General features: G+C 64.3%; 13 protein-coding genes and 1 pseudogene. 10 read left to right on the forward strand and 4 right to left on the reverse strand.

Annotation, left to right across the window (positions count from 1 at the left end; all coding sequences use genetic code 11):
- On the reverse strand, positions 1–719 hold a 719-nt coding region (locus ACEN88_RS07180), incomplete at its 3' end, for a CHASE2 domain-containing protein (RefSeq protein WP_413338289.1).
- A gap of 201 nt (positions 720–920) precedes the next feature.
- Between ACEN88_RS07180 and ACEN88_RS07185 the strand changes: the two genes are divergently transcribed.
- From ACEN88_RS07185 to ACEN88_RS07210, 6 genes are all read left to right on the forward strand, one after another.
- Positions 921–2,249 carry a FecR domain-containing protein gene (locus ACEN88_RS07185; protein ID WP_413338290.1) on the forward strand — a complete coding sequence of 443 codons (1,329 nt, stop codon included), beginning with the start codon at positions 921–923 and terminating at the stop codon, positions 2,247–2,249.
- A gap of 219 nt (positions 2,250–2,468) precedes the next feature.
- Entirely contained in the window at positions 2,469–5,174 is a 2,706-nt protein-coding gene (locus tag ACEN88_RS07190; protein WP_413338292.1) for a DUF4214 domain-containing protein, read from the forward strand.
- Between the two features lie 371 nt (positions 5,175–5,545).
- Positions 5,546–7,348, forward strand: coding sequence for a type I secretion system permease/ATPase (locus ACEN88_RS07195; protein ID WP_413338294.1), 1,803 nt, complete (start codon positions 5,546–5,548; stop codon positions 7,346–7,348).
- Positions 7,348–8,730, forward strand: a complete 1,383-nt coding sequence (locus tag ACEN88_RS07200; protein ID WP_413338296.1) for an HlyD family type I secretion periplasmic adaptor subunit — start codon at positions 7,348–7,350, stop codon at positions 8,728–8,730. Before ACEN88_RS07195 ends, ACEN88_RS07200 begins: the two co-directional genes overlap by 1 nt.
- A 2-nt stretch (positions 8,731–8,732) precedes the next feature.
- A complete protein-coding gene (locus ACEN88_RS07205; RefSeq protein WP_413338298.1) occupies positions 8,733–10,070 on the forward strand; it encodes a TolC family outer membrane protein in 1,338 nt (445 codons plus the stop codon).
- 232 nt (positions 10,071–10,302) lie between these two features.
- Positions 10,303–10,872, forward strand: coding sequence for a DUF4214 domain-containing protein (locus tag ACEN88_RS07210; protein WP_413338300.1), 570 nt, complete (start codon positions 10,303–10,305; stop codon positions 10,870–10,872).
- Positions 10,873–10,959: 87 nt separating this feature from the next.
- Here ACEN88_RS07210 and ACEN88_RS07215 read toward each other — a convergent pair whose 3' ends face one another.
- Positions 10,960–11,832 carry a sulfurtransferase gene (locus ACEN88_RS07215; RefSeq protein ID WP_413338302.1) on the reverse strand — a complete coding sequence of 291 codons (873 nt, stop codon included), beginning with the start codon at positions 11,830–11,832 and terminating at the stop codon, positions 10,960–10,962.
- A 211-nt stretch (positions 11,833–12,043) separates the two neighbouring features.
- Here ACEN88_RS07215 and ACEN88_RS07220 point away from each other — a divergent pair, with 211 nt between their 5' ends.
- Positions 12,044–12,922: a MipA/OmpV family protein gene (locus tag ACEN88_RS07220; RefSeq protein WP_413338303.1), complete on the forward strand. Its 879-nt coding sequence runs from the start codon at positions 12,044–12,046 to the stop codon at positions 12,920–12,922.
- Positions 12,923–12,992: 70 nt separating this feature from the next.
- Positions 12,993–16,487 (forward strand): DNA polymerase III subunit alpha, encoded by a 3,495-nt coding sequence (dnaE, locus tag ACEN88_RS07225; protein ID WP_413338305.1) that lies wholly within the window; start codon positions 12,993–12,995, stop codon positions 16,485–16,487.
- Positions 16,488–16,492: 5 nt separating this feature from the next.
- On the opposite strand, the gene ACEN88_RS07230 is transcribed toward dnaE, so the two are convergent.
- On the reverse strand, positions 16,493–16,792 hold the full coding sequence (locus tag ACEN88_RS07230; RefSeq protein WP_413338307.1) for a hypothetical protein: 300 nt from the start codon (positions 16,790–16,792) through the stop codon (positions 16,493–16,495).
- 342 nt (positions 16,793–17,134) lie between these two features.
- On the opposite strand from ACEN88_RS07230, the gene ACEN88_RS07235 reads away from it, so the two are divergent.
- A complete protein-coding gene (locus tag ACEN88_RS07235; protein WP_413338309.1) occupies positions 17,135–18,676 on the forward strand; it encodes a methyl-accepting chemotaxis protein in 1,542 nt (513 codons plus the stop codon).
- On the opposite strand, the gene ACEN88_RS07240 is transcribed toward ACEN88_RS07235, so the two are convergent.
- Positions 18,627–19,463, reverse strand: coding sequence for a glycosyltransferase family 2 protein (locus tag ACEN88_RS07240; protein WP_413338311.1), 837 nt, complete (start codon positions 19,461–19,463; stop codon positions 18,627–18,629). The genes ACEN88_RS07235 and ACEN88_RS07240 overlap by 50 nt on opposite strands.
- A gap of 97 nt (positions 19,464–19,560) precedes the next feature.
- Between ACEN88_RS07240 and ACEN88_RS07245 the strand changes: the two are divergent.
- Positions 19,561–19,932, forward strand: a pseudogene (locus tag ACEN88_RS07245) (O-antigen ligase family protein); the annotation flags it as partial.

Raw genomic sequence — 19,932 nt, forward strand, 5'->3', positions numbered from 1 at the left:
TCCCGCGCCTTGACGACGTCGTACGCCGACCAGGCGCGGGAATAGGGGATGCGCTCCACCGGGCGCACCGGCGGCACGGCGGCTGTCGCGGCGCCGCAACATTCGAGTAAGGCGAGCGAGAGCGTAGGATAGACTTGGCCCTGGTACATGGTCCGCATCGGCAGGCGGCGCAAGGTGCCGTCCGCGTCGGGCAGCACGCCTATGTTGCCGGCGTGACGCGCCACTGCGAATGTCGCGTGGTTGGCCAGGTAGCCGTGCGCGCTCGGGGTGCCGGCCGCTGCCCGGGCAGGCAGGCCGCCGATCAGCCGGCCGCTCGCGAGGGGCGCGGCGTCGTGCAGGTAGTCGAACATCTGGGCCAGCACGACGGGGCCGTGGCTCGCCAGCATGGCGAGGCGCATGTCGCCGGACGTATCGGCCGGTTTCTCGAGCAGGACGTCCAGTGCGACGCCGCGGGCGCCGTCCGCCAGCACCAGTTCGACCAGGTCGGCGATGCGCGCGCGGGGCCACGGCCACGGCAGCTGCGCGACGCTGCTTTCGTCGATGTCGATCACGAGCACGCGCCGTTCCGGTGCCGTTTTCGCCTGCAACTGGATGGTTTTGTCGCGCAACCATTCGTTGGCCGCGGCCGTGAAAGCGGGGCCGTCATGCCACTGCAGCCAGCCCCCGATGGCCAGGGCCACGAGCGCGATCAGGCCGCGCAGGACGCCTGTATCGCGCAAGGTGGTACGCAGGAAACCGGGAAATCTCATCAATAAAGAAGACGAAGGGCGCAGGACGCTGGCGAATGTCGAAGTATAACTGCTTGTTAGTCTGGAATTATATGTTGCTTGAACCAATCCTCAGTGCAACAATCGTTACTTGTGACGACGGTCACAGACTTTAGCATTTGCGTCAGGACAATGCTAGTTATGGAGGACTCTATGCTGAAAAAACTCGCCCTGGCCGCCGGCCTGATGTGGTCGCTTGTCGACATGGCGTACGCCGCCGAGGCCGGGCGTGTCGTATTCACTGCCGGACAGGCCCAAGTCGGCCGCCACGCCGCCGCCGTCGATGCCGCGGTGGGCGAGGGCGACGAACTGTCGACCGGCGCCGACGGCTATATCTATATGAAGACCGTCGACAACGGTTTCCTGATCCTGCGCCCGAACAGTACGGCGCGCGTCGTCACGTATTCGATCGACAAGGCCGATCCGTCGAAGACGCAGGTCAAGCTCGAGCTCCTGCAGGGCGTGGCGCGGGCGATTTCCGGCCAGGGCGTCAAGCAGGCGCGGCAGAATTTCCGCTTCAACACGCCCGTCGCCGCGATCGGCGTGCGCGGGACCGACTTCACCGTGTACACCGACCAGCAGACCACCCGCGTGACCGTGCTGTCCGGCGGCGTCGTGATGAGCGGTTTCGGCGCCAACTGCACGGCCGCGGGCACGGGCCCCTGCGAGGGCCGCAGCGCACGCGAACTGTTTGCCGCCCAGGCGGGCCTGCTGCTGCAGGTGGAGCGCGGCACCAGCGTGCCGCAGCTGCTGCAGAACCCGGCGCTGGCGCCGGACCAGACGGAAAAGCCGCGCAGCGACGAACCCGCCGCCAAGCAGGCGCTGTCGGCGACGCCGGCGGCCCAGGTCAACCTCGATCCGCAGCGGTCCGAGCAGTCGTTGAACAGCGCGCGTCCCGTGACGCCCCCGCCGGCGTCGAACAACCCGCCGCCGGTCGTCACGCCGCCGCCCGTCGTGATCAACGACCCGGCGCCGCCGAAACCGTTGCCGCCGTCGCCGCCGGAGATCTTCTGGGGCCGCTGGCAGGCGCTCGCCGGCCTGCCGGCACAACCGGGGCGTATCGGCGATCCGGATGTGGAAATTGCCACGTATTACGCGCCGTATGCCATTACCCGCGTAAAAAATTCGGAGCTTGTACTTCCGAGGGACGGCACGGCCGCATTCAAATTGATGAGTGGCGAAGCGATCATGTCGAATAGCATCGGCGACCGCCCTGCCAATATCCAGTCAGGGCAGTTGAGTATGGACTTTTCCAAAAGAACGTTTTCCACGTCATTGGACGTGAGAGCGGGAAATGATCGTGCCGACGTCATCGGTAACGGCGTGATTACCGACAAGGGGATGCTGTATGAGGGAATCGGCTCGCCCACCATCATCCGCGGCTATCTGGGCGGTTCGAACGCCGAACAGGCGGGTTATATCTTCAAGAATTCCGCCACGCCCGGCATTACCGTCAGCGGCGCCACGCTGTGGGGGCGCTGAAAATACCGCCACCGCGTGGAAATGCGTGAGTATCGGAAATAACGTGTAAATAAATTGTATTAATGAAGTAAAAATTCGTAGCTTTGTGATGGCTGTCACAACGTTACTTTGGTGGTCTGGCAATATACTTCGCAGTTCTGCAAATAGCGTTCCGTATCTCGGCACGCGAACCGGTAGCAGACTTCGGTTTAAACCACAATCTTTAAAGGATTTCACATCATGGCAGCACAAGACTACACCAGCGTAGTGCAGCAACTGTACGTTTCGTACTTCGGCCGTCCGGCCGACTACTATGGCCTGCAGAATTTCTCGGCAGCCCTCGACAAGATGGGCGCACCGACGGACTTTGCTAAAGTGCAAGCTGCTGTGCAGGCCGACAAGGCAGGCACCACGGCCCTGTCCCAACTGGTGAACAGCTTCAACTCGTCGGCTGAATCGGTTGCCCTGTACGGCAACGACAACAGCCAGATCGGCATCGGCAAATTCGTCAACGCCATCTACCAGAACGTCCTGGGCCGTGACGCCGACAAATCCGGCTTCGACTTCTGGGTCAACGCCATCACCACCGGCGAACTGACCAAGGCCAACGCCGCCGCCGCCATCACCCAGGCAGCACTGACCAACACGTCGGACCAGGGCAAGCTGGACGCACTGACCGTGCAGCACAAGCTGGCCGTCGCCACCGCCTTCACGACCGCACTGGACACCCCGGCCGAGATCACCTCGTTCGCCGGCGACGCAGCCGCTGCAGCCGCACGTGCGCTGCTGCTGGGCGTGAACAGCAGCACCGACGTGACCGCATACCAGGCCAACATCAACGACACCATCGAAAAGCTGGGTAATGTCGTCAATGGCACGACCTTCTCCGTGACCTCGGGCGTCGATGCGCTGGTCGGCACGAGCGGCAACGACGTGTTCAACGCGCTGAATGTGAACGCTAACTCTGAAGATGCAAACACTCTGAGCGCATTCGACTCGATCGATGGCGGCGCAGGCAAGGACACGCTGAACATCTACACCGACGGTACCTATAACGCTTCGATCCCGGCCAGCGCCACGATCAAGAACATCGAAACCGTCAACATCTTCAACACCGGCGCTGCTGCTGATATCGACCTGACCGATGCTTCGAAATACGTCGGCGTGACCGCCCTGTGGCAGACCGGTGCTGCTGCCAACGTCACCAATCTGGCTGCAACCACGACCGCTGGCTTCCACAGCCTGGCTGCTGCCGGCGTGACCGTCACTGCCGCTGACGCTGCTGCTACCGCAACCATCGCTCTGGACAAGGCAGCGGAAGGCGCTGACGTGACCGTGAAGGCTAACACCGATGCGGGCGCGCTGGCTACGGTCATCGTGGGCGGCACCGTCGTCAAAGGCAGCATCGATCTGAACATCACCGGCGGTAAGGACGTCCAGACGGTGATGGTCAACACCGCTGTTGCCGCCAACCTGACGGTCAACAACAACGGCACCGGCAAGGCAGTCACCGCGGTCGACGCCAGCGCAAGCACCGGCGCCATCACCTACACCGGCGCAACGACCGTTGCCACCATCAAGACCGGTTCGGGTAACGACGATGTGACCTTGGCCGCCGCAACCGTCAAGGACAAGACCAACGCCACCGTCAACACCGGCGCAGGCAACGACAAGATCACCGTCAACGCATCGGGCGACGGCATCGTGACGATCACCGCTGGTGACGGCAACGACACCGTGAACGTCACCGCCCGCAACACCGGCGCGCTGAACGTCGACCTGGGCGCAGGCAACGACACCTTCACCTCGACCGTGGCTATCGGCGCGAGCGACAAGATCGACGCCGGCGCTGGCAGCGACACCCTGCTGCTGAACCTGGTGGGTTCGGCCAACGTGGGTGCCTTCAGCAACTTCGACGCATTCGATGCCAAGGGCCTGAACAAAGGCCTGGACATCGACATCCTGTCGCTGAAGAACACCGTCACCGAAATCGTCGCTTCGGGCGACGTCGGTACCAACGCTGCCCTGCTGAACGTGGGTGCGGGCGTGGGCTACCGCGTCACCGGCGACACCGATTTCCACAATGCGCTGAGCATCACGCAGAAGGTCGCTGGCGATCTGACCATCACGCTGGACAAGGACGAGTCGGGCGACGCTGCCACCACCAATGCTTTCGATGCTGACGCAGCTGTCAACGCCATCAACGCCAAAGGCGTGAAAGTCGTGTTCGACTCGTCGTTCGTCGGCGCAACGAAAGCTGCCGGTGCCGACAACGTCGCCGCACTGACCCTGTCCGCTGCGAAAGCGACGACCGTCGCTGTCACCTCGGGCGGCGCGAACGCCGAAAACCACCTGGCGCTGGACGGCGCTGAGCTGACCACGCTCACCGTGACCGGCGCAAGCAAACTGGTGATCGACTCGGTTGACGCAGCCAAGCTGGTAACGATCGACGCATCGGCTGCAACCGGTGGCCTGACCGCTTCGCTGGCTGACGTCGTCAACGGCGGCACCATCAAGCTGGGCTCGGGCGCTGACATGATCACCATCACCAGCGCTTCGACGACCGGCACCGGCAATTTCGAGTCGATCTCGGGCTTCGAGAAGACGGCCGCCGCTGCCGTCGGTTCGGACGCGGACGCCAAGAAGGCCGCGATCGCCGACGCCGACGTGCTGTCGTTCTCGGGTACCGTTGCTGCCGATGGCGGCCAGATCTCGAAGGGCGTGCTGAGCTTCACCGGCGCCGGCCCGTCGACCCTGGCTGATGCTGTCGGCCTGGCTGACGGCGCCGCTACCGTCGCTGGCTCCGCTGTTGTGTTCGAATACCTGGGTAACTCCTACGTGTTCGTCCAGGGCGGCGCGACCGACACGCTGGTCCAGCTGGCTGGCATCACCGGCATCAAGAACTTCGCCGAAGACGCTGGCACCGACCACTTCTTCATCGTCTAATCGATGCTTCGGTTGCCATCCGCTCCGGCGGATGGCACTGAATGACAAGGGCAGGGCGGGTTCGGCGGAACGGTTGTCGCGACTTCTGTAGTGCTGTCGAATGCGGAGCATATCTGCTGGGTGTCGGCCGGATGGATAACACGCACCGGTCCCGGAGCCAACCATGTCCTTCAGGGGCCATGCTGCAAAGCGTGGCCCTTTGTGTTTTGTCTGTTGTTACCAACGTAGCGGCCCAACCTCTCCGAGATTTAATCAAACTCGTTATTAAAATGTGATCCTCGTCACATTTTCTCGATCTTTTAGGCGATAATGTCGCGTCTGCTTGATATTGGATATTTCCATCCATCAAGCACCTCAACGACGGCCTGAAGATGAACAACAAACAATCCCAACCCAAGAACGAGATCGAGCTCGCGCTACGCAGCTTCAAGAGCACCTTCGTGACCGTGGGCACGTTCAGTGCCATCACGAACCTGTTGGCCCTCGTGCCTTCGCTGTACATGCTGCAGGTCTACGACCGCGTGCTGGCGAGCCGCAACGGGGTCACGCTGCTCATGCTCACCTTGATCATGCTCGGCGGCTTCCTGCTGCTCTCGGCGCTGGAAATGATGCGCAGCTTCGTGCTCGTGCGCGTGGGCGCCAAGTTCGACATGATGCTGAACAAGCGCGTCTACACGGCGGCCTTCGAGCAGAACCTCAAGAAGGCGGGCGGCAACGCGGGGCAGGCGCTCAACGACCTGACGAACCTGCGCCAGTTCCTGACCGGTAACGCGCTGTTCGCGTTCTTCGACGCGCCGTGGTTCCCGATCTACCTGATCGTCATCTTCTTCTTCGAGCCCTGGCTCGGCCTGTTCGCGCTGTGCGGTACCGCGGTGCTGATCGTGCTGGCCGTCGTCAACGAAAAACTGTCGCGCGCGCCGCTCAGCGAAGCCAACACCATGGCGATCATGGCCGGCACGCTGGCGACCAACAACCTGCGCAACGCCGAAGTCATCGAATCGATGGGCATGCTGCCCAACCTGATGAGCCGCTGGTTCAAGCTGCACAGCCGCTTCCTGAACCTGCAGGCGGATGCCAGCCAGAAGGCCGGCGTCGTCGGCGCCATCACCAAGTTCGTCCAGTCCTCGCTGACGTCCGGCGTGCTCGGTTTCGGCGCGCTGCTGGCGATCGACGGCCGCATCACCCCGGGCATGATGATCGCCGCGTCCATTCTCGTGGGCCGCGCGCTGGCGCCCGTGCAGCAGGTGATCGCCGTGTGGAAATCGTGGGCCAGTACCCGCAGCGCCTACGGCCGCCTGGCCGAGCTGCTGAACGGTAATCCCGAGCGCAGCGCCGGCATGGAACTGCCCAAGCCGGAAGGCATCCTGACGGTCGAAGGCGTCACCGCGGCGCCGCCGGGCGCGGCGCAGGCCGTCGTGCGCGGCCTGTCGTTCGCCATCGCGCCGGGCGACGCGCTCGGCGTGGTCGGTCCGTCCGGCTCCGGCAAGTCGACGCTGGCGCGCCTGCTGGTGGGCGTCTGGCCGGCCGCGGGCGGCAAGGTGCGCCTCGACGGCGCCGACATCTACAGCTGGAACAAGGGCGAACTGGGCCCGAACATCGGCTATCTGCCGCAAGACATCGAACTGTTCGGCGGGACCGTCAGCGACAACATCGCCCGCTTCGGCGAAGTCGATCCGGAAAAAGTGGTCGAGGCCGCCAAGCGTGCGGGCGTGCACGACATGATCCTGCACCTGCCGAAAGGCTACGACACGCCGCTGGGCGACGCCGGCGCCGGCCTGTCCGGCGGCCAGAAGCAGCGCCTGGGCCTGGCCCGCGCCATGTACGGCGATCCGGCGCTGATCGTCCTCGACGAACCGAATTCGAATCTCGACGAGATCGGCGAACAGGCGCTCGTGCAGGCCGTGCTCGACCTGCGCCGGCGCGGCAAGACGATCGTCCTGATCACGCACCGCACCAGCATCATCGGCGCCACCAGCAAGCTGCTCGTGATGCGCGACGGCGTCGGCCAGATGTTCGGCCCGACCGACCAGGTGCTGGCCGCCCTCCAGGAAGCGAACCAGAAGGCGGCGCAACAGCAGGCCGCCGCCCAGCAGCAGGCCGCCCAGCAGGCCGCGCAGGCGCGTGCCCAGGCCATGCAGCAGGCGCCCGCAACGACGGAACAAGGAAGCAAATAATGAAGCTCGTGAAACACAACGATGCGCACAAGGAAGCGGGCAAGCCCGCGGCCACCGAAGTCATCACCCATGACGTCGAGCCGTTGACCGTCAACACCGACGCGCGCGCCTATGCGCGCCTGGGCTGGCTCATCGTCCTGCTCGGCGTCGTCGGTTTCCTGCTGTGGGCCGCGTTCGCGCCGCTCGACAAGGGCGTGCCGATGTCCGGCACGGTCGCGAAGGAATCGAACCGCAAGGCCGTGCAGCACCAGACCGGCGGCACCATCCAGGAAATCCTCGTCAAGGATGGCGACGTCGTGAAGGCGGGACAGGTGCTCGTCCGCATGAACGGCGTCACCGCCAAGGCCGGCTACGACATCACCGAGGCCCAGTACCTCAACGCGCGCGCCACCGAGGCGCGCCTGCTGGCCGAGCAGGCCGGCGCGAAGACCATCCGCTTCCCGGACGAGCTGACGAAGCGCGCCGGCGATCCGCGCGTGGCCGAGACGATGACCCTGCAAACCCAGCTGCTGGCCTCGCGCCAGGCGTCGCTGCAGAGCGAGCTGGGCGGCGTGGACGAGAACATCGCCGGCCTCAAGTTGCAGATCCAGGGCCTGCAGGAAGGCCGCGAGAGCAAGAAGGCCCAGATGGGCTTCCTCAAGGAACAGCTCGCGGGCATGCGCGACCTGGCGAAGGATGGCTACGTCGCCCGCAACCGCCTGCTGGACCTGGAGCGCACCTATGCCCAGCTGCAGGGCGAGATCTCGGAAGACATCGGCAACATCGGCCGCGCCCAGCGCCAGGTGATGGAACTGACCCTGCGCAAGGCGCAGCGCGTGCAGGACTACCAGAAGGAAGTGCGCACCCAGTTGAGCGAGACGCAGAAAGAGGCCGAAGCCCAGGGCGCGCGCATGAGCGCCCAGCAATTCGAACTGTCGAACGTCGACGTCAAGGCGCCGGTCGACGGCACCGTCGTCAACCTCGCCGTGTTCACCAACGGCGGCGTCGTGCCGCCGGGCTTCAAGATGATGGACATCGTGCCGGCCGACGATCCGCTGATCGTCGAAGGCCAGCTGGCCGTCAACCTGGTCGACAAGGTGCACAAGGGCCTGCCGACCGAGCTGATCTTCTCGGCCTTTAATGCCAACCGCACGCCGCGCATCCCGGGCGAGGTCGAGACGGTGTCCGCCGACCGCAGCGTCGACGAGCACACGGGCGTCCCGTACTACAAGGTGCGCGTGAAGGTGACGCCGGAAGGCGCGAAGATGATCGCCGCCCACCACATGGCCATCCGCCCCGGCATGCCGGCGGAACTGTTCGTCAAGACGGGCGAGCGCACGATGATGAGCTACCTGCTCAAGCCGGTCTTCGACCGTGCCCATTCGTCGATGAGCGAGGAATGACGATGGCGCGAGCGATCAGGACGGCCGTGGCCGCGGCCGCACTGCTGGCGCTGGCCGCCGGCAACGCGGGCGCGATCAGCCTGCAACAGGCCTACGAGGCGGCACTGAAGAACGATCCGCAGTACCGCATGCATTACTTCGAGAAGGAATCGGCGAAGGAAAACGAGATCCTCGGGCGGTCGAACCTGCTGCCGCAGGTGTCGGCCAGCTATTCGGCGAACCGCAACGTGGCGGACCTCAACCAGTATTCGTCGCAAGCCCAGATGTGGTTTCCGAGCCACCCGCGCTACATCAGCCGGTCGTCCGCCATCCAGGTGCGCCAGCCGATCCTGAACCTGGACGGCGTCGTGCGCTACCGCCAGGGCAAGGTCCAGGCGAAGCAGGGTGCCCAGCAGTTCGAGGCGGATACGAACGACGTGATCCTGCGCGTCGTCGGCGCCTATGCCGATGCCCTGTTCGCCGAAGACCAGGTGGAGCTCGCGCGCGTGCAGCGCGATATGTACCAGGAGCAGATGAAGGTCAACGCGCGCCTGTTCGAAAAAGGCGAGGGCACCAAGACCGACATGCTCGAGACCAAGGCGCGGTTCGACCTCGCCGAAGCCCAGCTGGTGGAAACGCAGGATAACGCCCAGGCCATGCGCGACACGCTGGCCGGCGTGATCGGCATGGAGCCCGGCACGCTCGACAAGCTCGGGACGAATTTCCACTTCCAGCCGCTGAAGCCCGCGTCGATGGACGAGTGGCGCAGCATCGCGCTCGCGCACAATCCGCAACTGCTGTCCGCACGCCTCGGCGTCGAGAACGCGCGCCTGGAGATCCAGCGCAACAAGGCGGGCCACGCGCCGCGCGTGGATTTCATTGCGGCGTACAGCAAGGACGACTCGGCGTCGCTGCAGACTTACCAGCAGAACTCCGTGAACCGCACGATCGGCGTGCAGGTGAACATCCCGATCTACCAGGGCGGCGCCATCAGCGCGCAGACGCGCCAGGCCGCCGACAACTGGAACCGCGCCCAGTCCGACCTGGACAACCGCACGAACCAGGTGCTGGTCGAACTGCGCAAGGCGTACGACCTCGTGCAGAACAGCGTGGCCAAGGTCACGGCGCTGGAAAAGGCCGTCGCGTCCGGCAAGGAGCTGATGGTCGCCACCGAGCAGAGCATCAAGGGCGGCGTGCGCATCAATCTCGACCTGCTGAATGCCCAGCAACAGTTGTACTCGAGCCAGCGCGATCTCGCCCAGGCGCGCTATTCCTACCTGCTCGGCCTGCTGCGCCTGCGCGCCGCGGCCGGCACGCTCGGTGACAGCGATGTGCGCGAAGTGGCGGCATACTTCCGCTGACACTTTTTCTGCCCTGCATGCACGAGGCCCGCTGCGTTCCGCGCAGCGGGCCTTTTTGTTGGCTATCCGAGAAGTAACAATTACACTCCGTAATGTAAGCAGTTACTTCTCTTAAGAAATACTATCCATGAGGAACTCAGTCTGTTGCGCCTGAGTTCGGTGCGCCTCCCGTCCATCAATTCATGTAGCATGAATTCACAACCGTTACATGGAGGCAGCGATGGCTGACAATGTGAGTGAGATTCAGAAGCTGTACGTGGAATATTTCGGACGTCCCGCGGATCCGGAAGGCTTGAACTTCTGGGTCAGCGCCATGAACCAGGATCCGAACGTGATCACGCAGATCCAGCACGACTTCGCGACGTCGGCTGAATACCAGGCGAATTACGGCGGCAAGAGCAACCACGACGTGGTGGAAGCGGTGTACCACAACATGTTTGGCCGCGAAGGCGATGCGGAAGGCGTGAAATTCTGGACCGACGCCCTCGACAACCACATCCTCAGCATCGAGCACGTGGTCAGCGAGATGGTCAAGGCGGCGCAGACGGCGCACAATGCCGACAGTGTCGTGTTCAACGGCCGCCTCGCCGTCGCCGTCGAGTACACGAACCACCTCGACACTGCGGCCGAGATCTCGGCCTACATGGGACCGAAGGCGTTCGACATCTCGGCGGGCCTGATCGACTCGATCGTCGACCTCGCCAGCGCCGCCATGGCGCGCGACCCGGGCGTCATCGATGCCAATATCGCCCAGATCGTGGGCAGCGCCCAGGGCGTCGAAGCGCCGCATTTCGTGGCTTGAATCGGTGTGGATGGCACGCACTTTGCGCAAGACGCGATCGTGAACCGAAACGTGCCGGCTCCCGCTGCAGTATCGAGCGGGAGTTTTTTATTGCGCGGCCGCGGCGTCCCCGGCGGCGGATTCGACCGTTGCCTTGCCACCCGCGCAATGCGGGCACGATTTGCCGACCACATACTCCGGCGCCAGCTGCTGACGCGGCGTCACGACGGCACGGCACGCGAAGCATTGCACGGTTTCCGTCGGTTCCAGCTTCGGATTGAGGGCGGTACGGTAGTCGAACACGAAGCAGTCGCCCGTGTAGTGGTCGCCGCCCACTTCCTCGAAATACTTCAGGATGCCGCCGTCGAGTTGATAAACGCGGTCGTAGCCGATGTTCTGCATGTGGATCGCGGCTTTTTCGCAACGGATGCCGCCCGTGCAGAACGTCACGACGGTCTTGCCCTTGAGCTCGTCCTTGTGTTTCTCGACGACGTCCGGGAATTCGCTGAACTTGTCGATGCGGTAGTCGAGCGTGTTGTCGAACGTGCCGACGTCGACTTCGAACGCGTTGCGGGTTTCCATCATGACGACCGGGACGCCGTCGTCGTCATGGCCCTGGTCGAGCCAGCGCTTGAGCGTCTTCGGCGCCACGGAGGGCGCGCGGCCCAGTTCCGGCTTGATCAGCGGCATGCGCATCGTGATGATTTCCTTCTTGATGCGAACCAGCATGCGGCGGTGCGACTGTTCGGTCGACACGCTTTCCTTCCACTCCAGGTCGGCCAGGCGGGCGTCGCTGCGCACCCAGGCGAGGTACTGGTCGATCTCCGCGCGCGGGCCGGACACGAACATGTTGATGCCCTCCGGCGTCAGCAGGACGGTGCCCTTCAGGCCCAGCTCGTTGCACTTCGCCTGGTATTGCGGGCGCAATTCTTCGAGGTTGTCGAGGGTGACGAACTTGTAGGCGGCGATATTGACGTGCATGATCGTTAAAGCGGAGGAGCGTGGAATGAAGCCCTCTATTATAAGCCAGCCGCAGTGCCATGCGTGGCGGCAGCACCACAGACAGCATGCTGCCCCGCTTGGCTCGACAGTTAATCTTCATAAAAGTTCGCTGGCGCATATGAGCCGCCGCAAACAGCCGTATTGACGTCTCCCCTTAGGATGGTTTGCATCTTTCATCGAGGGGTGAATCATGACGAAGCCAACGTTGTTCAAGGCCGGTCTCGCGGTGTCCGGCGCCCTCCTGTTCGCGGCGCACGCGGGCGCGCAGGAAGTGATCCCGGTCGAGATGCCGCAGGAAGTCAATATGGTGGGGGCGGGTGCGTTCGGGCTACCGGACTTCCCCGGCTCCGAGGACTACCATCCCGAAGGCGCGGGTTTCCTCCACGCGAACTTCGGCAATGGCATGTGGTTGCGCGTGATCGGGCCCGAGGTCAGGCTGAACGTGCTGCCGTCCAATATGAACCTGCCGGAGACGTTTGCCCAGCTGAAGAGCCTGAGGGCCGGCTTCCTCTACCGGGCACGGCCGACGCGCGACACGGACGTCGACGATGCCGTCGTGCGCCAGATGCGCCGGATCCCGGCCGCGTCCGAGCTCGGCATCTTTGCCAGCTACGACATGCCGATGGCCGGCGACCCGCTGCACAAGATCGTGTTCAGCGGCGACGTCGCGTGGAACACGAACAACCTGTACACGGGCGCCACGGGCAGCATCAAGGCGACGTATTTTTATCCGTTTCCACAAGGCATCGCCGGGCGGCCGGTGCTTGGCTCGGCCGGTTTCAGCCTGTTTTTCGCGAGCGACCATTTCGCGGACCGGTATTTCGGCATCAACGGTGCGGATCTCGCCGCGTTCCCGGAGCGGGGCGGCACGCCGTACCAGGCCGAGGGCGGGCTGATGTCGATCCGGGTCCCGTTCCAGCTGTCGTCGCAGTTCGACCGGCACTGGGGCGTGACCCTGGCCGGGCGCTATGAGCGGCTGCTGGGGGATGCGAAGGACAGCCCCATCGTGGACCGGCGCGGGAGTTCGAACCAGTGGGTGTTCGGCGGGGCCATCAATTACGCGTTCTGAGATCTTGTCAAGACCGTCACCGTGCCTGGATGCAACCCTCCGATTCGGCCGTCCGAGGTAAAATGACAGGATGACTTCCCCGATCTTCACCCACCTCCGCGTCCATACCGAATACTCGATCGTCGACGGCCTCGTCCGTATTGACGACCTCGTGGCTGCCGCCGTCAAGGACCAGCAGCCGGCGGTGGGTGTCACCGACCTGGCCAACGCCTTCTGCCTCGTGCGCTTCTATAAAGCGGCGCGCGGCAAGGGCGTCAAGCCGATCGTCGGGGTCGATGCGTGGATCACGAACGACGAAAACCGCGACAAGCCGTTCCGCCTGCTCATCCTGTGCAAGAACAAGACGGGCTATCTGCAGCTGTGCGAGCTGGTGTCCAAGGCGTGGCTGACGAACCAGTACAAGGGCCGGGCCGAGATCCGCGTCGAGTGGCTGGAAGCGCTCGCGACGTCGGTCTCCACGCTGGAGCCGGACGTGCCGCAATCGAACGGCCTGATCGTCCTGTCGGGCGCGCAGTTCGGCGACATCGGCCAGGCCATCGACAACGGCGACCTGGACAAGGCCGAGGCCTGCGCGCGCCGCTGGGCGCAGATCTTCCCGGGGCACTTCTACGTCGAGATCCAGCGCGCCGGCCAGCCGAACCAGGAACAGCAGGTGCGCCATTCGGTGGCGCTGGCGAACCGGCTCGGGCTGCCCGTCGTCGCGACGCACCCGGTGCAATTCATCAGCAAGGACGAGTTCATCGCCCACGAAGCGCGCGTCTGTATCGCCGAGGGCGAGATGCTGGCCAACGCCAAGCGCGTGCGCCGCTTCAATGAAGGCATGTGCTTCAAGTCGCAGGCCGAGATGGCGGAACTGTTCAAGGATCTGCCGGGTGCCTTGGCCAACTCCGTGGAGATCGCCAAGCGCTGCAACGTCACGCTGACGCTCGGGAAGCCGCAGTTGCCGAACTTCCCGACGCCGGGCATGACGATCGACGAATTCCTTGTCGCGGAAACGAAGAAGGGCCTGGAAGCGCGCCTCGTCGAGCTGTACCCGGATCCTGTGCAGCGCGAGAAGGAGCGCCCGCGCTACGAAGCGCGCCTGGAGTTCGAGAACAACACCATCATCAAGATGAAGTTCCCGGGCTACTTCCTCATCGTGGCGGAGTTCATCCAGTGGGGCAAGAACAACGGCGTGCCGATCGGTCCGGGCCGCGGTTCCGGTGCGGGTTCGCTCGTCGCGTACGCGCTCAAGATCACCGACCTCGATCCGCTGAAATACAACCTGCTGTTCGAACGTTTCCTGAACCCGGAACGCGTCTCGATGCCCGACTTCGACATCGACTTCTGCCAGGAAAAGCGGGAACTCGTCATCCAGCACGTGAAGGACCTGTACGGCCGCGACGCCGTGTCGCAGATCGCCACGTTCGGTACGATGGCGGCGAAGGGCGCGATCCGCGACGTGGGCCGCGTGCTCGACTTCGGCTATAACTTCTGCGACGGCATCTCGAAGCTGATCCCGTTCAAGCCGGGCAAGCAGGTGTCCATCGCCGAGGCGATCGAAGAAGAACCGATGCTGAAGGAGCGCCTCGAGAACGAAGAAGAAGTGAAGCAGCTGCTCGATCTCGCGCAGCAGGTCGAAGGCATCACCCGCAACATCGGCATGCACGCGGGCGGCGTGCTGATCGCCCCCGGCAAGCTGACGGACTTCTGCCCGCTGTACACGCAGGGCGGCGATGCCGGCGTCGTGTCGCAGTACGACAAGGACGACGTGGAGGCGGCCGGCCTCGTGAAGTTCGACTTCCTGGGCCTGACCACCTTGACGATCCTCGACCGCGCCGTCAACTACATCCGCTCGCTCGATCCTGCCGACAAGGATTTCGAGCTGTCCAAGCTGCCGCTGACCGACCGGCCGACCTACAAGCTGCTGACCGACGCGAAGACCGTCGCCGTATTCCAGCTTGAAAGCCGCGGCATGCAGGGCATGCTGAAGGATGCGCGTCCCGACCGCTTCGAGGACATCATCGCGCTCGTGGCGCTGTACCGTCCGGGCCCGATGGACCTGATCCCGGACTTCTGCAAACGGAAACACGGCGAAAAGTTCGATTACCCGGACCCGCGCACGGAGTCGATCCTGTCTGAGACCTACGGCATCATGGTCTACCAGGAGCAGGTAATGCAGATGGCGCAGATCGTCGGCGGCTACTCGCTGGGCGGCGCGGACATGCTGCGCCGCGCGATGGGCAAGAAGAAGGCCGAGGAAATGGCCGAGCACCGCGCGATCTTCCGCGCCGGCGCCGCGAAGGACGGCCTGACGACGGAAAAGGCCGACGAGATCTTCGACCTGATGGAGAAGTTCGCGGGCTACGGCTTCAACAAGTCGCACGCGGCCGCGTACGCGCTGCTGTCGTATCACACGGCGTACCTGAAGGTCCACCACACCGCCGCGTTCATGGCAGCCAACATGTCGCTCGCGATGGAAGACACGGACAAGATCAAGATCCTCGTCGAGGACTCGATCGACATGTGCGGCCTGACGATCCTGCCGCCGGACGTCAACGAATCGCAGTTCCGCTTCACGCCGGAAGGCCCGCCGCCGTCCGTCACGGGCAAGCCGGTGAAAAACATCCGCTATGGCCTGGGCGGCGTGAAGGGCGCGGGGCAGGGCGCGATCGAGGCGATCATCGCGGCACGCGAATCGGGCGGCAGGTTCAAGGACCTGTTCGACTTCTGCAAGCGCGTCGACCGCAAGCAGATCAACCGCCGCACGATCGAATCGCTGATCCGTGCGGGCGCGATGGACTGCTTCGGCATCGACCGCGCGGTGCTGCTGGCATCGGTCGCCTTCGCGATGGAAGCGGCGGGACAGGCCGCCGCCGCCGCCAACCAGGTCAGCCTGTTCGGCGGCGACGATTCCGACCTCGTCGCGCCGCCCGACTACGTGAAGGCGACGCCGTGGACGGACCGCCAGAAGCTGGCCGAGGAAAAGACCGCGCTGGGCTACTACCTGTCCGGTCACATGTTCGATTCGTACGCGCAGGAAGTGCGCCGGTTCGCCAAGACCAAGCTGAAGGACCTGGAACCGTCGCGCGACCCGCGCATGCTGTGCGGCGTGATCACGGGCGTGCGTACGCAGCTCACGCAGCGCGGCAAGATCCTCATCGTGTCGCTGGACGACAAGTCCGGCGTCGTCGAGGTCACCATCTACAACGAGCTGTTCGAGCAGCACAAGAACATCTTCCGCGAGGACGAGTTCCTGCTCGTCGTGGGTAAAGTGTCGGAAGACCGCTTCAACGGCGGCCTGCGCATTACGGCCGAGAAGGTGTTCGACATCGCGACCGCGCGCATCCAGTACGGCCACAAGCTGGAGATGGACGTGGCCTGCACGATCGCGCCGGCGAAGCTGGCCGAGATCCTGCAGCCTTACCGCCACGAGAACGGGCTGCCGGTCAGCCTGCGCGTGACGCCGCAGGGCATCCCGTGCACCCTGCAGCTGGGCGACGCCTGGCGCGTGGCGCCGTCGGACGAACTGAAATACGCGCTCGAGCTGCACCTCGGCGCGAAGGAAGTGGCGGTCGAGTACTGAGGCCGTCATGCTTTTCGGAGGATGACGATGCCGGCCTGGTGCCTGGAAAACAGCACCGTGCACGCGCCCACGAGCGCGCGCCGGTACGGCGCGATGTAGAGATACTGGGCGTGCGGATGCACGGACCAGCCCGTGAAGCCAGCCTTTTTCGCGCCGAATTCCTGCATGATGGCCGCCGAGCGCCGCTCGTGGCCCAGCCCCGGTTCCGACGTGATGCAGATGCCGCCGGGCTTCAGCGCGCGGGTCCAGCCTGTGCCGCAGCCCATGTCCAGCAGGCGGCCGCCTTCCGGCATCAGGCCCATCATGGCGCCGAGTTACTCGCCCTGGGTCGCCAGGTGCAGTCGTGAAATCGGAAAAGTCGCTGTTCTAATGGATGCCTTGTCGAAGCCACGTGTGCATATGGCAAGTTAATTTGCTAACAGGTGTTGCGCCGCCGCCGCGTCCGACTAAAAGTGACCGCTAACATTCATTACCGTTTTAACTGAGCCATTGTGTTTGAGTGTGGTCATTGGTAAATATTGATCTACGGATATTTTCCGTGTTTACCGCGTCAGGAGACGGCGCCGATCAATATGAAAATTACATTTCGTCGTAAGCTCTTCCTCCCCTTATTACTTAGCTGGGTTTGTCTTCTTGCCGTGTTCACGGTGAACGCGCTGCAAAGCCGCGCATTGCGCCTCGAGGAGCGCAAGATCCAGTTATCGAACGCCAGCGAGATCGCCGCGTCCATCGCCAAGGAGTACGCGGCCCTCGCCGCCGCCGGCAAATTGTCCCTCGACGATGCGAAACAGCAGGCGCTGGCCCGGACCCGGGCGCTGCGCTTCGGCGCCAACGGCTACTTCACGGTCTACGACGACAAGTCCGTGCTGATGCATCCGATCAAGCCGGAACTAATCGGTTCCCCGCTCGGCAAGGTCGTCGACTCGAACGGCCATAACCCTTATTCGGACGGCATGGCCGCGGCGCAGGCGAACGGCGCGGGTTTCATCGAATACTTGTGGGCCAAGCCGGGCTCGGACAAGCCGGTACCCAAGCTCACCCATGTCCAGGCGTATCGGCCCTGGGGTTGGTATTTCATGAACGGCCTGTACATCGACGACCTCGATCACGCCTTCTATGCCCAGCTGGCTGGCGCAGCCGCCTGGCTGGCCGTGATCGGCGCGCTGCTCACGGGCCTCGTCTGGATGATCGTGCGCAGCGTCGAGCGTTCGATCGGCGGCGATCCGGAAGACGCTGTCGCGGTGGCGCAGCGTATCGCGGCCGGCGACCTCGGCATGGATGTACCCGTGCGGCCCGGTGCCGAGGCGAGCCTGATGGCCGCCATGAAACGCATGCGCGACGCGCTGGCCGGCATCGTCGCCGACGTGCGCTCGGGCACGGACCTGATCGCCACGGCATCGCGCGAGATCGCCAGCGGCAACCTGGATCTGTCGAGCCGCACGGAAGAACAGGCCAGCTCGCTCGAAGAGACGGCCGCGTCGATGGAAGAATTGACGTCGACCGTGAAGAACAGCGCCGAGAACGCGCGCGAAGCGAGCCGGCTGGCCGATTCCGCCGCCGAAGTGGCGGGCCGCGGCGGCGTCGTCGTCGCGCGCGTGGTCGATACGATGGCGTCGATCAACGCGTCGTCCAGCAAGATCGTCGACATCATCGGTGTCATCGACGGCATCGCGTTCCAGACGAATATCCTCGCGCTGAATGCCGCGGTCGAGGCGGCTAGAGCCGGCGAGCAGGGCCGGGGCTTTGCCGTCGTGGCGAGCGAAGTGCGCAACCTGGCCCAGCGTTCCGCCACGGCCGCCAGGGAAATCAAGGCCCTGATCGGCGATTCCGTCGCGCGCGTGGACGACGGTGCGAAGCTCGTGGAGGAAGCGGGCGCGACGATGCAGGAGATCGTCGCGAGCGTGAACAAGGTCAGCACGATGATCGGTGCAATCAGCAGCGCCACGCAGGAGCAGGGCGAGGGCATCGAGCACATCAACCGGGCCATCGCCCAGATGGACCAGGTGACCCAGCAGAACGCCTCGCTCGTCGAGGAAGCGGCGGCCGCGTCGGAAGCGATGCAGGAGCAGGCCGCGAAGCTGGCCCAGGTGGTCAGCGTGTTCCGCGTGGACGCGGCGCCGGTGGAGACCCGCTTGGCCGCTACGGCGCCGGCTGCGCGTGCTCGCGCAACCCGATCGTTGCCTGCGTAACCTTGTTGGCAGCGCGTTCGAGGACGACCTTGCGGTTGCTGGTCTCCTGGTCGCGCTGCGCCTCGCGGTGCCACAGGTGGAATACCTCGGTGGCAAAGGCGCCGTCCTTGCGGCGCACGCCCGCGTGGAACAGCCGCACGACGAGGTCGGAATCTTCATGGCCCCAGCCCGTGAAGCTCTCGTCGAAGCCGTTCACCTTCTCCAGGTCGCTGCGCCAGGCCCCCAGGTTGCAGCTCTTGATACGCCGCCAGGTGAATTTGCGCGACGTGCGGCCCAGGTCGGGCCAGCGCAGCCCCAGCGGCTGCAGCGTCTTGTTCAGGTCGCCCCGCAGCCGCCATCCCAGCCGGGTCAGCGGCGCCGTGGCGCCTACATCGATCCCGTCGTCCAGCACCCGGCGCGTCAGCGCCTCCGACATCAGGATGCGGCTGCCCGACACGAGGCACCCGGGCTCGGCCAGCATTCGATGGCGCGCGATGAAATCGCGTTGGGGGATACAGTCGCCGTCCAGGAAGATGATGTAGTCGCCCGTCGCGGCCAGGGTGCCGCGGTTGCGCGCCATCGCGGCGCGAAAACCCTGGTCGGGTTGCCAGACGTGGCGCAGAAGCACCGGTGACGCCGCCGCCAGCCGCTCCACGCAGGCACGCGTGTTGGCAGTCGAGCCATCATCAGCGATAATGATTTCGAAATTCTTGTCGTTCTGCATAAAACATGCCCGCACCACCGCCTCCAGCGCGTCTGGCCGGTTATAGGTGGTGATCACGACCGAGATTGTCTGTGCGTGAAGCATAAGGTCCAGTGTACACTCCCATATTTTGGGCACGTCGCTAAACCTCGACGGTTTTACGAGGTGCCATCAGGGGCAAGAGTATCCCACAAGAACATCGATGAACAGCAATCCGACGAACACGAGGGAGCCGATGCGGGTCTGGATCGGCACCCTGGCCTTCCTGTTACCCTTTTTGAGCCTCGTCACCTCGTTCGGTGTGAATCTTGCGAGTTTCCTGTTCCTGGCCAGCGCTTTGATATTCTTCAAACCGAGCCGGGATGCGCTCGTGCGCCACTGGCCGCAGGTACGCTGGGTCGTGCTAGCCTTCCTGCTGCACTTCCTGTTCGTGCTCGCCTGCGCGCTGCTGCGCGGCGAACGGCTCAGCGTGCAGGAAAAGCCGCTGCGCATGCTCCTGTCGGTGAGCGCGCTGGTCCTCGTCGTGGCCATGCGCGCGCCGCGCCGGGCGCTGTGGTGGGGCGCGAGCGCAGGC

The organism is Massilia sp. CT11-108, from assembly GCF_047302915.1.
In the GTDB taxonomy this organism is placed as follows: domain Bacteria; phylum Pseudomonadota; class Gammaproteobacteria; order Burkholderiales; family Burkholderiaceae_D; genus Telluria; species Telluria orientalis.